Consider the following 14,465-nt stretch of genomic DNA (forward strand, 5'->3'; position numbering starts at 1 on the left):
TGCTAACCTTCTCCATGGACGGCTCTCCCTCATGTGACTTTCGACAGCCACACTTTGGCACATTGCGATGCCGGGAGCGGAGGCCGTCCACCTCATCAGGTCAGCTTGCCTAATCTCATCGTCGTCGATCGGCTGCGTGCGGCTTCTGGTCGGCGGGATCCACGGAGTGATTCTCTCGGCAGGGAAGGCCATTGCGAAACCAATTGCTACTTAATAGGTGTGTGACAAACAACCCTGATCTGGTGCAATGTTCCAGGCGTGGACTTGGCAATTTCCTTTCCGGACCTCAAGAATGCAAATATTACCTGTGGCGACCTTGCCGCTCCGCCCCCCCATCTTTACCTTGAGCTTATCTTCCGCAAGCCGCAGGAAATACCGCAGCACGCCGTTGCTGGTCACGGCTAGCGCCGCACTGTCCTCGCCCTGCGTCCGGGCGAGGTGTTCCACAAATGTCGTGACACCATCCGCCAAGGTGGCCTCGGAAGGGCTCCAACCAGGCGACCGGGGCCACGCGCTGTAGCGTTCCCACGTCTCCAACTCCTCCCTCCCGAATTGTGCTATGATCTCCTGACTACTCAAACCCTCCCATGCGCCATAGTCGATCTCGGCTAAGCGCGAATCGACAATCGGCAGGGGCGTACCACCGATCCATTCCGCGACGATCTCGGCATGCTGACGCGTGCGCCGCAGCGGTCCGCAATAGAGTCCACCGAGCCTAATATCCGACTGGCACAGAGTGTTTCCGAGACGTTGAGCCTGGCGGCAGCCCTCTCCTGTAAGCGGGAGATCGGTTCTGCGGCCGACCCAAACGACCTTATCGCCGGGGTCAAACGTGTTACCGTGACGGCTGAGGATTAGCTTCATGGATAATGGCCGCTTTGTATTGCAGATCTACCGTCTATCGGGCTGGCGGTCTGCCTCACTCCGGGACGAGATCGCCCTCTTCGCCGATGATAGCCTCAACGCGCTTCAAATCATCTGGGCTGTCGACAGCCCAGTGAGTCCGGCCGCCATAGTCGACTTCGACCACGCGGACAGGGATCCCATGCTCGAGCGCGCGCAATTGCTCGAGTTTCTCAGAACGCTCGAGGGGACCGGATTCCAAACTGATATAACGGCACAGGGTTTCGTAGCGATACGCGTAGAGCCCGATATGGCGAAAGACAGGAAACGGATCCGCATTGTTACCTTGAGCATCTTTGCGCACGAACGGGATGATGGATTTCGAGAAATAGAGGGCGTTGCCGCGCCGGTCAAAAGTCACTGTTGTGCCTCCGACCTCGCCGTGCTCTTTGGCCGTGCACAAAGCGTCATAAGTGCGCTTATCCATCCGGACCGCGGCAGTAGCGATCTCCACTGTGGGGTCCCGGCGCATCTCGTCGATCAGAGCGGCAATGACCCAAGGCGGGGTGAGGACTGCGTCACCCTGGAGATTCACCACGACGGCAGGCGTCGTTGCGAGCATCTCGGCTGCCGTCAGCACCCGCTCGGTGCCGTTTGTGCAGTCGTTCGGGGTTATCGCCACGTGACCACTAAAGCTTTGAACGTGCTCGGCGATGCGCTCATCATCAGTGGCAACGCAGACGACATCTACGTCTGCTACGGCACAGGCCAAGGACCAAACACGATTGATCATCGTTCGGCCAGTGATCATCGCGAGCGGCTTGCCGAGGAATCGGCTCGAGCCGTAGCGGGCTGGAATGATGATAGCAACTGGACTCGAAGTTCTGGGCATGTTTTCCCGACTCTCAGAAATGTAAAAGATCAATAGACGAGGTTGCGGAATTCCTTGACGCGATGGAATGTGATTAGGTTCGTATATTGAGGATCCCTCCCCTCGTCATCCCCTGACCGGCACAGCACAAGAAGATCATCGCGGTCGACCGCCATGCTCGCATAGTTCCGTGCGTGACGCTCGGTCTGGCCTGCGGCGACAAGTCCAGCAAAACACCAATCGATGCAGTTTCTAGAGAAGTGAAGTTGCAGCCTATGCCGCTCGTTGCTAGGCAAATTGTAGCGCGCCTGCGAGATGTGCGTAAGGCGCACCATCGAGTCTGTCGCTTGTGAACTCAGCAACCAGTAAAGCCGAGTCTCGTCATCATAAAGCACGAAGAACTTCAGATGCCCTCCCGGAAACGGGATGAAGAGCGCCTTTTTCCCGGAAGGCACGGTCTCTAATGCCGTGGTCAGACGACCATCGTCCTGCTCGATAACCTTGACCAGGGCAGCATAGCCCGTTCCGCCCGTATTCGCGCGCAAGAACAGGTGTAATGTGCGCCCGGCCGGATCGTGCCACAGATGTGCGGGATCGTGGAACCGGACGATATTCGGTTCAAGCCAACCCATCGGCGCACAGAAGCGTCCCGATCCGAGCTCGGCCGGAGCTCGGATTGGCGTGTCATAGAACGGGACACCAAAGAGATCGAAATCGCTCGGCGACACTGTCTCGTTGAACGCAAAGGACTCCGAAATGGTCCAGCTCTTGGGGTTAAGGAGATCGTCGTCGATTCTGGCGCGCAACACCCGCGGTGCCAAACCGGCTGTATTCCATCCATCAATTGCAAGATCGCGGCGCTCGTCCAAGGCGAGGTGGACGTGCCCATTGGCGTAATGCACGTTGCAGGACGACCCGTGCCATTTCATGTTCACGGTTAGTGCGACCGGCGCGCTCCATGTCTCCCCTTCATCGTCGGAAGCCATGATCATGAGGTCGCCGGCATGACCAAGGACGTAGAGCCGCCCGCCAGCTATAAATGGCCGAGCGTGCCAGAACGGAAACGTGTTTCGCTCAGCCCAGGAACAGCCACCATCGTCGGACACATAGACCTTAGCCATCCCGAAGCGCGTACCTCTTGCACGAGACCCCTTCGGCCCGAGGAGATTCCTGACCCCTGCACCGCCGAGATCAAAGGTGGCTACCACCCTGCGGCTCGCCGTCACGACAATGCCCGGCGTGTAGCAGTAGACATCTTGTGGCCGCTCGGACCGGTAGACGATCTCGAAGTCATCCGCCAAGGCGCGCATCATCGAAGCCCTGCCGTGATCCACTGCCGCCAAGAGAGCCGTTGACAGACCGTCCCTCGAATGATCTCCACTTGCACAATTTCTCCTCACTCAAGATGGCTTCAGGACGTCCTGACGAGATATCAGGCCAACGAACTTGCCCTGGTCATCATGCACGGGCATCAACTCGATTTCGTGGTGACCGAAGAGCTGCGCGGCTTCATCGAGAAATGCGTTCCCGGAAATCGTGGCGAGCGGCGGCTGCATGTGCCGCTCCACCGGATCGCTAAGGTCAGGCGTTGCGCCACACTCTGTTAATCGGCCAATGGACTCCCCAATTAAGATCCCGATGAGGTTGCATCGCTCGTCGGCGACTGCGGCAACGCCTAGCTTTTGGGGGGCGCGGCACATTGACAAGAGCGCCAGCGACAGCGGTGCATCTGGCCGGAACAAAGGAATCGATTCAAGCGGCCACATCAGGTCGCGCACTCGCATCAGCTCCCGTCCGAGACTTCCACCCGGGTGAAGACGTGCGAAGTCATGGCGCGTGAACCCACGCCGCTCCTGCAGGATTAGCGCTAGGGCGTCCCCCATCGCGGCCATAGCCGTAGTGGAGGTGGTCGGAGCGAGACCAAGTGCACCAGCTTCCTGCATCGGCCCAATGTCGAGCACCACGTCGGCAGCCCGCGCCAACGAAGAGCTGGCGCGTCCCGTGATCGCGGCCACGATGACCGCGATCTGCCGGACAGCGCGGATGAGTTGCAGAAGTTCAGCAGTCTCCCCAGAATTGGAGAGCGCGAGAATGACATCCCCGGCACGCACGCGCCCGAGATCTCCATGTAAGGCATCGACTGGGTCGAGCGTGATCGATCGTGTACCGGTCGATGCCAGAATTGCAGAGATCTTTTCTCCAACCAGTCGCGACTTGCCTATACCGCACACGACGACAATGCCCGTTGCAGAGAGGATGTACTCCGCGAGCACGCAGATATTCTCATCGAGCCTGTTTGAAAGGTTTTCCAACGCGGCAGCCTCTTGGCGAATGATGGCCCTGGCCCGCTCAAGCATCAGTATTTTGGGGTCTCTATGGCCCCTGCCACATTTGGAATGTTGCGGAGCTGGCTCTTCGTGCAGAAGCTGGACTGCGCCCCTGGGGCTAACAATTGCCATGATGGCAGCCTCCATCCTAAGCGGCGATTCTCGGCTCTCGCCGTGACGTCGAATTGGCGGCAGTATGGGCGGTCAATTGGAAAATGGGGGTGATGTTTGATTAATTTGTTGCTACAGTTTCGTAAACTGGATGGTCACCGTCGCCCTCCGCGCGAATTATCGACAGACGGATCGTCATTGTGCGCGCAGCGTGGAGCTGACACTCGCTGCTTCGATCGTATCGTATGCGCCTGCATTGCGCGGTTGATCTCCATCGCAGCAGACGATCTTACGGCGCTTTGGCCGCTACGAGATTTCCCGATTCGCGGCAAACGTCTGCTGAGCAAGGACTGATTGGACGCGAGTCAGTACTGCACCTCCCCCACCCAGCGCCTAGGCCGCCCACTAGAGATGCTGCTTGGAACCGGTGCAGCATTGCAAAATTAGCAGACTCGCTGGCGAGCAGCGAGCACAGGCGGCCACAACCTATGCAATGGCCACCACGATGCGGCGGCGGCGATTGTGTTTCCTTCCGTGCTCTGCGTACTATTCGCTGGATAATTGCTTAAGAGAGCGAGCAATACCCTCGCTAACCAGCTCATTCATCCGAGCAAGTTTCCTATCGCGCTGACGCCGCAGATTGGCGACTGCAGCCGTCACATCTTGGCGCTCCAATGTACTGACGAGGGCAGACATGTCCGCCGTGATTTCGTGAAAGTTGCTCTCCATCTCCAAATCGATCAAACGCACAAAACGCGTCTGGTCGTTGAACTTACGGATGGAATCAACCATGACCTGACAGCCGGCGAGAGCCGCAATACAGACATAGAGTTCCTCAATCATTTTAACCTGCGATTCAACAGATTCTTCTATCTTATTTTTGACGCCGTCGCTGCTTACGGCTGTCTCTTCCAGCGATGCTATCTTGCCCATGCCAAATTGGCTATATCCACGTTCAATTGCGTAAATCGCAATCTGAAACGCGAATTCATAATGATCTCTCATGCTTTTGGCGTTGAGTGTCTTTGCGAAGAATCCGCGATTTGGTACCAACCCAACGAGATCTTCGCCATGAAGACGCGACAATGCTTCTCGCACCGGCGTCGCGCTAACCTGCAGTCGATCGGCAATGCTGATAGGGCTTAGCGGCTCTCCGGGTCGGAACCGATAATTAAGGACGAGTTCCTTCAATTGGCAGTAGGTCGAATCGGCCTTGTCACGAGGAATGACTGCCATAGTGTTGTCTCCGCCGTTCGCGCGTGGCAAGTGCTGTAGGCGGAAGTTCCATCTCCTCGCCTGCCGTTCCGTTTGCCGTCCCCCGTCGTTATGACAACTCCTTATTTCCGCCGCGAAGCGGCGGGTGACGAATTAAGACTCTGCCATTTCTCATCAGCGGCGGCCTAGATGCGCGAGCCTGCCTGCCTGATCAGACGAGGTACCAGTCTCGATCCGGCGATGAACACGGCCTCCTCGACGGCAGACAAGACTGTACAGCGGACGAAGCTCCTTAGACTCTTCAGCTGGCCGGGGATTTGCGGCGGGACCGCAAGGCTTACCGACCCGATACCCAAAGGCACCTGGGCACCAGCGTCGGATATCCCCGTTGATCTCTACCGCATCATCAAGTGGCAGGCGCACGCGCCAATCCCGCGCTATGAGCCATTCAAGCAAATCGAAATCTAGAAAGCAATTATCACACAGTTGTGTTAAAATATAACCCGCATTTGTAAAACTACAGTTAACAATTATAAAGGCATGTTGCGACATATTAACAATACCGACATCAATTATTCACAATCCCGCCTATGGTTATTTCAGGAAGCGGTCGGGTTGTCTGGCGTTTCATTCCAGTATCGGGTTTTGATTGAACTAATCCGCTGATGCGGCAGTTGGCGGGCCGACTTGCGGGTAAGGGTGCTGTTTTGAAGGACTGCTCCTGTTGAAACGCGATATCGAGAGCGGGAGCCGACAATGGCTAGCTCAGCTCCTTGCGCTGACACACGGTCCGCAAACTGTCGCCGATCACGCAACGATCTGAGGTCCACGCGGTGGCGAAGTTCGTCCGCAATTGCGACCACTCGCCGCTGCAACTGAGCTTAGGGATGTCCGCGCCTTCCAGGTGCATCTGGCGTCGACGGGTATTTCCCGGCCGGCGCTGAACCAGACAGTGTCCGCGCTATGGTTTTGTCCAGCGCGACGCTGGGCCATGCCCAGATTTCGGACGGCATCGCCCATGCGCGCGCGCCGCGCAAGCTGCCAGTGATGCTTTGTGCCGACGGGATCGTCCCGGTCTCTTCGAGGCGCTGCCAGCCTCGAGGCGCGCATCGCCTTGACCACAGCCTGTGCGACCGGCTTGCGTCTTTCGGATGTCGTCGGCCTCAACGTTGCCGATATCGACGGCAAGCGCGGCGTCATCCAGATCCGCCACGGCAAGGACGGGAAGAGACTACCTCATGCATCGGAGGATGCTTCTGGGCGGCCGGCGCGCCTATCGTCGGCTGGCACGCGCACGAGATGGCTGCTTCCAATCCACGGCCGCAGCGGCCTGATTAACGTCACCGTCTTGCATGCTGGCTGCCGCTGCTTGGCGCCACCAGCCGTAGCCAGCATCGACAAGAACGGGATGGTGCACGCTCAGGCAGATCTCTTGCCCCTTTGCTGGAGAAGGGTATCGACATCCGCATTATCCTGGGGGCAACTCTGCCACAACCACCTGTCGCTACACCAAGGTCTCACGGGCTCTTCCGGCGCACGACAAGCCCGCTCGGCCGGCTGAACGTTGAGGTGGTTCGTCGAGCTGAACGGTTCCGCGACGAGGTTGGAGGTGGCGGATATCTTCCATCGCCAGGGCGAAGCCCTGCTAGCAAGGCGTTCCCGTTTGATCGCTTCTCGATGACGCGCTGGTGTCTGCGAGCGTTTTTGCGCCTGGTGATCATCGCGCTTCAGATTCGGCCAACTCGGCTCGCGCCCGAGAGCTCAATGTTCACAGTCGCGCAGGGATCTGACCCGATCAGAAAATAGTGCGCCTGGCGCGCATGCAGCTTCCGCGTCAGGCTATGCATTATTTTTTCCTTGAGCCTCCTGATGTCAGGCGATAATGATAAATACTCACTCCATTGTAATTATTTTCTTATTTGCATGGTCGGATCCGTATTCAGCAAAAACCTTGTCAATATTGCTGAGAGGGTGAAAGCTGAGAAGGTGGTCGTGATCCGGGCTCCAGCTACTTTTCATCAAAGCAGCTGCTTTGTGGAAGGAGTCACCATTTCCATTCAGATGAACGAAGTAAATGTTAGGCTGCTTCCATGGGAGTCTATCGGGGATTGCAGGTTCATCGGAATGGTACCTACTCACGACAACCAGCCTGCCGAGCTTCGCTAGCCGAGCGCACCCGTGAAGGAAGCCGTCAGAGCTGCCGGTTGCTTCGAAAACAACGCTGAATACACGGTCATCGGCGCTATCCAATATCTTAATCCTGCTCGGGTAGAGATCCTTTAAGGCTGCCGTCTTGTGGCGCGCTTTGTCATAGATCCAAATGTCGCCATCTTGCGCCTCAAGGAGATTAAAGATCAGCAACGTTCCGATGCCGCCGGCGCCAAGGACAAGCGTAGGCTCCTCAGCTAGCGTGCATTTAGAGATGTCTGTCGCGTTAATCGCAACGGATAGTGGCTCGACCAATGCGCCTAAATGGCGGGATCTGTATTCCGGAAGTTTAAGAAGGTACGAAGCTTTTATGTCGATGAACTTGGCATAGCCGCGATTCGAATACCAATTAATCGTCGAACTCTCACACAGATGGCCAGCGCCTATCCTGCAATAACGGCAGGAACCGCATCGAAAATTCGGATCAATCGCCACAAAATCTCCAACCTGATAGGTCGTGACATGGTCTCCGACTCCGACAATAGTGCCGCAGTGCTCGTGACCGAGACTGATCGGATAGCCCTCATCGCGGTGGCCCAGATAGAACGATCTATCGGTCCCACAGACCCCGCAGAATTCGATTCTGATTCGTACGAAATCTGGAGGAAGTTCCTCGCTCACTGCATCGCACGCAAGGATAAAGCGGCCCGGAGAAACAAGGCGAGCGACACTGTTGTATCGTGCGGACATAGTCCATCTCCACGCGTTATTGTGACGAGAGGGTTTGAAGCGCATCCCGCGCGGCATCGATAGTGATTGCTATGTCACTAGCGGAATGTGCTGCGGACACGTACCAGAGGCCTTCTGGCGTGATCCGTACGCCTCGCTCCTGCAATGCGAGGTGCCATGCGCGCTGGAGGCTAAAATCCAAACCGTCAGCTGCCGAGCGATGGTTAATGACTTGCGTAGGTGCGGCTCTGAAGGCTGTCGTGACAGCGCCTGGGCTCGCTCGAACAAGAAAAGGTAACTGGGTTTGCGTTCCTAGATCTCTAAGGCCCCGTTCAAGCAACGTTGCATGGTGATGTATATGCTGAAGCTTTGCGCCGGAACTTGCCGCCAGGAGCGTCAGATGCTTCAACGCTCCCACGACGGCGGGCGGGTAGGCATTATAGGTTCCTGCATGCACGGTATTGGTTTCAACGAGGCGCTTCATAACCTCCTTACGGCCAGCAAAGGCAGCGAGACAGACGCCACCGCTCAATGCCTTTGCAAAAGCGCTTAGATCTGCGGCGACGCCGAAGTGCTCTACAGCTCCTCCGAGCGAAATGCGAAAGCCGGTTTGGACCTCGTCGAAAATCAACAGCGCGCCGTTGGCGTCGCATTGTTCGCGAAGAAATCTGAGAAACCCTTCGGACGGTTGGATATTGCTCCAAAAGCCATTGAACATAATCGGCTCGGTAATGATGGCCGCGATTTCTCCACGATATTTCTTAAAGGCGTTTGTGACTGCTTCCGGGTCATTCCACTCAACCGCAACTATATTTGAGATATCAGAGGTGGGTTGGCCGAGCGACATCGGCACAGGCAAAGATGAACCGTCAGGGTTGGCGCTTAAGCCCGAAAATCCCCAGGCAATGCCATCGTACCATCCATGGTAGTGGCCGGTGAATCTAATGATTTTATCTCGACCAGTTGCTGATCTAGCTAGACGAATACACGCATGTACGGCCTCCGAGCCAGAATTGCAGAACCGGACCATTTCGGCATTGCCCACAAATGCGCAAATTAGATCCGCGAGCTCTATCTCTGCCTCTGTCTGGCCCGCAAAAAATTGGCCTGCTTTAAGCTGCCGGTATACTGCGTCTATGACTTCGGGTTCTCCGTGCCCAAGGATTAGTGGTCCCCTGCCCAACACGTAATCAATGTATTCATTGCCATCCACATCCCACACTCGAGCACCATCCCCTCGAGCGTAGTAGAGAGGGAAAGGAGTCCAGTTTGCTCGATTTCCGCTCGAAACACCTCCCGGGATAACAGCACGTGCTCTCCCGATGAGAGCTTCGGACCGCGTATACGAATTGCTCACTTTTGCCTCCCAAAACCTAGTAATTCCAAAAGTTCTGATGATGAGATGAGATTTTGCCCTGAAATCATGCTGGCGGCGAATCTCGGTGGATGTTGAAAAAGGCTGGCCATTTAGGACGGCTCCTTCAGACTAGTAACATGCCGCAATTTCGCAGAGGGCGCACCGTTGGCCGACCGCCCTGCACGACTATCTAGGAAAGGATGTGCAAATACTAACTATATTTCATAATATATTTTGTGCTATGTCCTCTGGTATTCATCCATCCCGGGATCGAAATCTGCGATTGAATTTGGACACAAAGGTGTTCGGCATATCGAGGCTTTGCGGATACCTTGGGAATGCGTGCGAACAGACGGTATGACCAAGCTCGTCCGTGATCCCCTGTATCGCAACGGTCGCTTTCCAGCCGAAGTGATTGGCCATGCGCTCTGGCGCGGAGATCTCAGTACGCTGAGCCTGCAAGCATCGAGACTGACACCCGCAGGATCATCGTTACCCACCAGACCATCCGAAATTGGGCAGAGTAATTCGATCGCCAGCTTGCCACGTTTCTCGCTTGCAGCCTTTTCGCTGTTCCGCAGCTCCCTCACGATAGCCACAGGCCGTTCCGCGCCGGCGAAGGCCGCGCTCGCTTGGTGCACCGGGGTTTTCAGAGCGAGTTGCGCTGCCTCGCCGTCACCGGCGCGGGGCGGATCCGAAAGTAATCTTACTCCTTCGCCAGCAATGCCAGATGGGGATCGCAAACTTGCGAGCGCGGCGACCGAGACGATACGCCGAAGCGATTGCCCCGGCATGGTCCAGTGAATGGCGTCAGGATTCCACCGGGGGGAAGCGGAATTGACGCGTGCGGCAACCGCGTTCGGTGCTGTCCGATATCCGACGATGTCGGATACGCCACGTAGCAGACCCGTTCCGTCACTTGATTTGAAACGATTTTCTCATTTGGCATAGTACATGCGGGTCATCCGCAAACACGTCACAGACTGAGGAAAAATCGTCCCTTGATCGTCTCACCGAAAAATACCGCCACCGCCGGCCTCCCGGTCGCAGAACGGTCAACGATGACGCCGCTCGAAGGAGGTTTGGCGGCATGAAGACGGTTGCTTGCGTCCTCCGCTCCGGCGGCGATTACGCGCCGCGCCATGTTGTCCGTCTGTTGGACCAGGTGACCGAGCATTTGCCCGGCGCAAAGTTTCGTTGCTTCTCCGACGTCGACGTGCAGGGCGTCGACGTAGTACCGCTTCGGCACGAATGGCCGGGCTGGTGGGCGAAGATGGAGCTGTTCCGCCCCGAGCTGCCCGGCGACTGGCTGTACTTCGATCTGGACACTTCGATTGTCGGTAGTCTCATGGACATGGCAGCGGTCGAGGGTCCGGTGATCATGCGCGACGTTGTCGAGCCGTGGCGCTTTGGAAGCGGCATCATGGCGGTCCCGCAATCGATCAAGGCAGCGGTGTGGGAGGCGTTCACAGCCACACCCGAGAACCACATGCGGCGGTACGCTTTCGACGGCGATCAGGCGTTTCTTGAGAGCTGCCGGGGAGTCGATTGGCGCCTGTGGCAAGACCTCTGCCCCGGTCAATTGTGTTCGTACAAGGTGGACGTTCAGCGTCTCGGCGGCGTCCCGGCGGGCGTTCGCGCAGTGGTTTTCCACGGCAAGCCCCGGCCATGGGAGGTAGGTTGGTGAAACCAGTCGAGTGACGGGGCAACGCGATCATTCGGCGCCTGCCCCCTCGCGAAAGTACCGATGCAAATTTCACGCGGTCCACGAGGGTCTGATGCCTGCACGCAAAAGCGCCGGCCGGCTGCATAAGCACGTCTCGTTCGACGAGCGCCAGCTTATTAGCGACGGCTACTGGGAACGTCGAGGGGGCTTCCCGCACTGTCTACCCTGTCGAGCTGTCTGGTGGCGCACGGTTTGTTCGCGCTGGTCTCCAGCGTCGCGCTGACATGTCAGAGATAGCAAGCGATTTCTCAGGGACCTTTGCTCAAAAACTTGCTGCCGCCCATCGAGGCGGCGAGCGGGTGACGGCTGACGTGTCAACGCTGGAAGCACTGAGCCGCGACCAAGTTTTGTGCATTCAGCATGACGTCGTCAGCGCGTTGTCACATCCTATCGCTGGCTGGAAGGTCGCGGCTTTGCCCGACGGAGACTTGATATCAGCTCCTATAATCGCGACCCGCCTTTTTCACAGCCCGGTGTCTATGTCCCCCGAAGTTTACGGGCTCGGCGGCGTCGAGTGCGAGATCGCTTTTCGTTTTGCGAGAGAGCCAGTTCCAGGGATCGACGGCTTCGCGAGCGAGCACATCATCGAGGCCATTGATGGAGCTGGCGCGGCCATTGAAGTCGCAGATAGCCGCTGGGCAAGCAAGTTCGCCATTCCTCGCAATGGATGATCGCAGACTTGCTGTCGAACGGCGCACTGGTGCTCGGATCGCTAAATAAAAACTGGCGGGATGTTGCCTTTCAAACCCTCTCGGCTCGACTTGGCATCAACGGAAATACCCTCTGCCAAACTATAGGAGGCCACCCCCACGGAGACCTCATTGGTCTCATGGTCATGTTGGCAAACGATCTCGGGAAAAGGGGGCTTGTCATAAAGCCCGGCGAGATCGTTACGACGGGAAGCTACACAGGTTTTTACACGGCAAATCCCGGCGACGAGATCGTAGCGGATTTTGACGGTTTCACGTCCGTTTCGGTGACCTTCAATAGTTTTGAGAATAGCGGAGAGACCGATGCTTTGCGGTAATGGCATGGTGGCTATCTGGAACGGAATAGCAGAGGAGGGGCGGCAAGATTTTTATCAGTGGCACATACACGAGCATATGCCTGAGCGAACCGGCATTCCTGGATTCTTGCGGGGGCGACGTTATCGAGCTGCTGATAAAGAAACCCATCCCGAGTTCTTTACGCTCTACGAGGTTGAGCAATTCGACGTCATTACAGGTGACGAGTATGCCAAGCGGCTCAACGCCCCGACGCCGTGGACGAGGCGCGCAACGGCGCATTTTCTCAATACGTCTCGGGGTCTGGCTCGAGTCTTGTTGTCCGAGGGGCCTGGGCCTGGCGGCGTCCTTGCCACGGTGCGCTTCCAGTCTGCGGCAAACGATGGCCAGCAGGCGGCCCGGGAGCTATCGGCACTGGTGTCCGGATTTACACGGTTCCCGCTCCTGACTGGCGCGCATCTCTGCAAGGCAGATGAGGAGGCGACCCAGGTGCGCACGGCGGAGAGTGAAGGGCGCACGGACTATGATGCGCCCCCCAACTGGTTCATTCTTCTGGAAGCGTGCACCGCGGAGTCCTTGGAAGCACCGATCCAGACTGTTCTGCAACACCCTCTCGTCCGAAAAGCGCAAGTCGGCCGGTATCTGCATGAATACACTCGCCTGAAAACCGACTCAGCGGCCGGCTGAGCGGCGGGCTAACGTCGATCGTCGACCGCTAAGAGAAGCGAGTGATCCGGGGCGACATGGCCCAGAAAATATCAGGAAGAGCTTGGCCTCAACCACCTCAATCAGAAAAGCCTACTAACAGAACATGATCTTGAACATCAGAACAGCATCTTAGGGCGGCCAGCCGCTCGTGGCGCCATCGGATCATTTCAGCGCCTTGGCAAGAGGCTTGCGGAACATACCCCACGCCACGATAGTTCAGCTTATCGAGCGGATCGCCGGCGTCGCTCAGACGGACATCATCGATCGCCGATGTCCCGGAGTTTCCCGCATCCGCCGCCTCCGCGCAAACACCGCGACCGTGAACAAGCTCAGGTCGTCAAAGGCCAGGTTTTTAGAGGTGCCCAGATGCAGCCTCTCCAAGTCGGCTATGAGATCGCCGCCGCAGGAGGTGGGCGCAGATCCAGAAACGTCGCGGCCTCGTTCCCCAGCAGCTGTATCAACGCATGCAAAGCATCATCACTTGGAGGTCAAACCGAGGTTTCCTGGAAATCCAAATCCTTCGAAATTGGTCAAGGGGCTCCGTGCCACACCACCGCGAGCCAAACGTCGTAACAGATCCTTCATACAACCTTACAGAATCTTTGTGATCGCAGATCGCGGAGAGTGGTACTCTCATCACAAGTCCGAAATTGACTTGAGTCGGACCGAGTATGGACGAAAACGATTAACAACTATCCGTGAATACTGCGTAGTCATGTATAAGTATAGCTGCAAACCACTGATTAAAGGACTTTATCTAATGGCATCTGAATCGGTGGAAGAAGTATTCTCCGACATTTTTCGCAACAATAGGTGGGCAGGCTCTGCCGGTTCGGTACCCTCTGGACCCGGATCTTCGTTAGAGGCAACAATGATAATCCGAGAGAAGTTGTCAATTCTAATAGAGGAGCTTAACCTCAAAAGTATGGTGGACGCACCCTGCGGGGACGGAACATGGATATTTGACGTCAGCAAGAATTTAGAGGTATATAATGGATTTGATATTGTCCCAGAAATAATTGCAATAAATCGAGAAAAAGGCTTCCCTCCATCACATACATTTGACGTAGCAGATATTACACGTGATTTGTTACCCGCTGCAGATGCCATTTTGTGCCGGGACTGCTTGGTGCATTTGCCATTTGAGATGGCGCTGAAAGCTCTTCGACGCTTTTGTGAAAGCGGATGTAACTACCTTATGTTGACTACCTTTCATGAAACAACTTTAAACAGGGAGGCCCCAGTAGGCGGTTGGCGTCCGCTTAACCTTTTACTTTCGCCTTTCAATTTGCCGTCAGCATTTGCGGTGCTGCGAGAGAGGGTGCCTGATATGGACGATCCCTACAATGATAAATCTCTGGGCGTATGGAACGTCGAGGACATAAAACAACTAGCGCCTTGGTATATGCAAGAACCATGATGATGC

The 14,465-nt window shown here is 56.5% G+C and carries 13 protein-coding genes; 6 read left to right on the plus strand and 7 right to left on the minus strand.

Annotated features, from left to right (window positions below):
* Positions 1 to 210 precede the first annotated feature (210 nt).
* The 5 genes from NKI54_RS33655 to NKI54_RS33675 form a co-directional block, all read right to left on the minus strand.
* Positions 211 to 864 (minus strand): histidine phosphatase family protein, encoded by a 654-nt coding sequence (locus NKI54_RS33655; protein ID WP_352694047.1) that lies wholly within the window; start codon positions 862 to 864, stop codon positions 211 to 213.
* A gap of 55 nt (positions 865 to 919) precedes the next feature.
* The gene (kdsB, locus tag NKI54_RS33660; protein ID WP_352694049.1) at positions 920 to 1,768 is read right to left on the minus strand and encodes a 3-deoxy-manno-octulosonate cytidylyltransferase; all 849 of its coding nucleotides are present in this window, start codon (positions 1,766 to 1,768) and stop codon (positions 920 to 922) included.
* Positions 1,765 to 3,027 carry a sialidase family protein gene (locus tag NKI54_RS33665; protein ID WP_352694051.1) on the minus strand — a complete coding sequence of 421 codons (1,263 nt, stop codon included), beginning with the start codon at positions 3,025 to 3,027 and terminating at the stop codon, positions 1,765 to 1,767. Before NKI54_RS33665 ends, kdsB begins: the two co-directional genes overlap by 4 nt.
* A gap of 87 nt (positions 3,028 to 3,114) precedes the next feature.
* Complete coding sequence (locus NKI54_RS33670; protein ID WP_352694053.1) at positions 3,115 to 4,071, minus strand: KpsF/GutQ family sugar-phosphate isomerase; 957 nt, start codon at positions 4,069 to 4,071, stop codon at positions 3,115 to 3,117.
* Between the two features lie 627 nt (positions 4,072 to 4,698).
* On the minus strand, positions 4,699 to 5,388 hold the full coding sequence (locus NKI54_RS33675) for a GntR family transcriptional regulator (RefSeq protein ID WP_352694054.1): 690 nt from the start codon (positions 5,386 to 5,388) through the stop codon (positions 4,699 to 4,701).
* 1,033 nt (positions 5,389 to 6,421) lie between these two features.
* Here NKI54_RS33675 and NKI54_RS33680 point away from each other — a divergent pair.
* Positions 6,422 to 6,928, plus strand: a complete 507-nt coding sequence (locus NKI54_RS33680) for a tyrosine-type recombinase/integrase (protein WP_352694056.1) — start codon at positions 6,422 to 6,424, stop codon at positions 6,926 to 6,928.
* A gap of 332 nt (positions 6,929 to 7,260) precedes the next feature.
* Here NKI54_RS33680 and NKI54_RS33685 read toward each other — a convergent pair whose 3' ends face one another.
* Together NKI54_RS33685 and NKI54_RS33690 are read right to left on the minus strand one after the other, a co-directional pair.
* A complete protein-coding gene (locus NKI54_RS33685) occupies positions 7,261 to 8,265 on the minus strand; it encodes a zinc-dependent alcohol dehydrogenase (RefSeq protein WP_352694058.1) in 1,005 nt (334 codons plus the stop codon).
* 16 nt (positions 8,266 to 8,281) lie between these two features.
* Positions 8,282 to 9,601 carry an aspartate aminotransferase family protein gene (locus tag NKI54_RS33690; protein ID WP_352694059.1) on the minus strand — a complete coding sequence of 440 codons (1,320 nt, stop codon included), beginning with the start codon at positions 9,599 to 9,601 and terminating at the stop codon, positions 8,282 to 8,284.
* 1,090 nt (positions 9,602 to 10,691) lie between these two features.
* Here NKI54_RS33690 and NKI54_RS33695 point away from each other — a divergent pair.
* The 5 genes from NKI54_RS33695 to NKI54_RS33715 all read left to right on the plus strand — a co-directional run bounded on the left by NKI54_RS33695 (position 10,692) and on the right by NKI54_RS33715 (position 14,459).
* On the plus strand, positions 10,692 to 11,288 hold the full coding sequence (locus tag NKI54_RS33695) for a hypothetical protein (RefSeq protein WP_352694061.1): 597 nt from the start codon (positions 10,692 to 10,694) through the stop codon (positions 11,286 to 11,288).
* Positions 11,289 to 11,551: 263 nt separating this feature from the next.
* Positions 11,552 to 11,998, plus strand: coding sequence for a hypothetical protein (locus NKI54_RS33700; protein ID WP_352694063.1), 447 nt, complete (start codon positions 11,552 to 11,554; stop codon positions 11,996 to 11,998).
* A gap of 8 nt (positions 11,999 to 12,006) precedes the next feature.
* Positions 12,007 to 12,354, plus strand: a complete 348-nt coding sequence (locus tag NKI54_RS33705) for a hypothetical protein (protein ID WP_352694064.1) — start codon at positions 12,007 to 12,009, stop codon at positions 12,352 to 12,354.
* Entirely contained in the window at positions 12,341 to 13,018 is a 678-nt protein-coding gene (locus NKI54_RS33710; protein WP_352694066.1) for a hypothetical protein, read from the plus strand. Before NKI54_RS33705 ends, NKI54_RS33710 begins: the two co-directional genes overlap by 14 nt.
* Positions 13,019 to 13,799: 781 nt before the next feature.
* Positions 13,800 to 14,459, plus strand: a complete 660-nt coding sequence (locus NKI54_RS33715; RefSeq protein ID WP_352694068.1) for a class I SAM-dependent methyltransferase — start codon at positions 13,800 to 13,802, stop codon at positions 14,457 to 14,459.
* Positions 14,460 to 14,465: the final 6 nt, after the last annotated feature.

Source organism: Mesorhizobium sp. M0663 (genome assembly GCF_040320585.1).
In the GTDB taxonomy this organism is placed as follows: Bacteria; Pseudomonadota; Alphaproteobacteria; order Rhizobiales; family Rhizobiaceae; genus Mesorhizobium.

Coding starts and splice junctions, on each gene's coding strand:
- NKI54_RS33715 (WP_352694068.1), top strand. CDS start 13,800: ATGGCATCTGAATCGGTGGAAGAAGTATTCTCCGACATTTTTCGCAAC.
- NKI54_RS33685 (WP_352694058.1), bottom strand. CDS start 8,265: ATGTCCGCACGATACAACAGTGTCGCTCGCCTTGTTTCTCCGGGCCGC.
- NKI54_RS33695 (WP_352694061.1), top strand. CDS start 10,692: ATGAAGACGGTTGCTTGCGTCCTCCGCTCCGGCGGCGATTACGCGCCG.
- NKI54_RS33670 (WP_352694053.1), bottom strand. CDS start 4,071: ATGCTTGAGCGGGCCAGGGCCATCATTCGCCAAGAGGCTGCCGCGTTG.
- NKI54_RS33700 (WP_352694063.1), top strand. CDS start 11,552: ATGTCAGAGATAGCAAGCGATTTCTCAGGGACCTTTGCTCAAAAACTT.
- NKI54_RS33655 (WP_352694047.1), bottom strand. CDS start 864: ATGAAGCTAATCCTCAGCCGTCACGGTAACACGTTTGACCCCGGCGAT.
- NKI54_RS33710 (WP_352694066.1), top strand. CDS start 12,341: ATGCTTTGCGGTAATGGCATGGTGGCTATCTGGAACGGAATAGCAGAG.
- NKI54_RS33665 (WP_352694051.1), bottom strand. CDS start 3,027: ATGATGCGCGCCTTGGCGGATGACTTCGAGATCGTCTACCGGTCCGAG.
- NKI54_RS33675 (WP_352694054.1), bottom strand. CDS start 5,388: ATGGCAGTCATTCCTCGTGACAAGGCCGATTCGACCTACTGCCAATTG.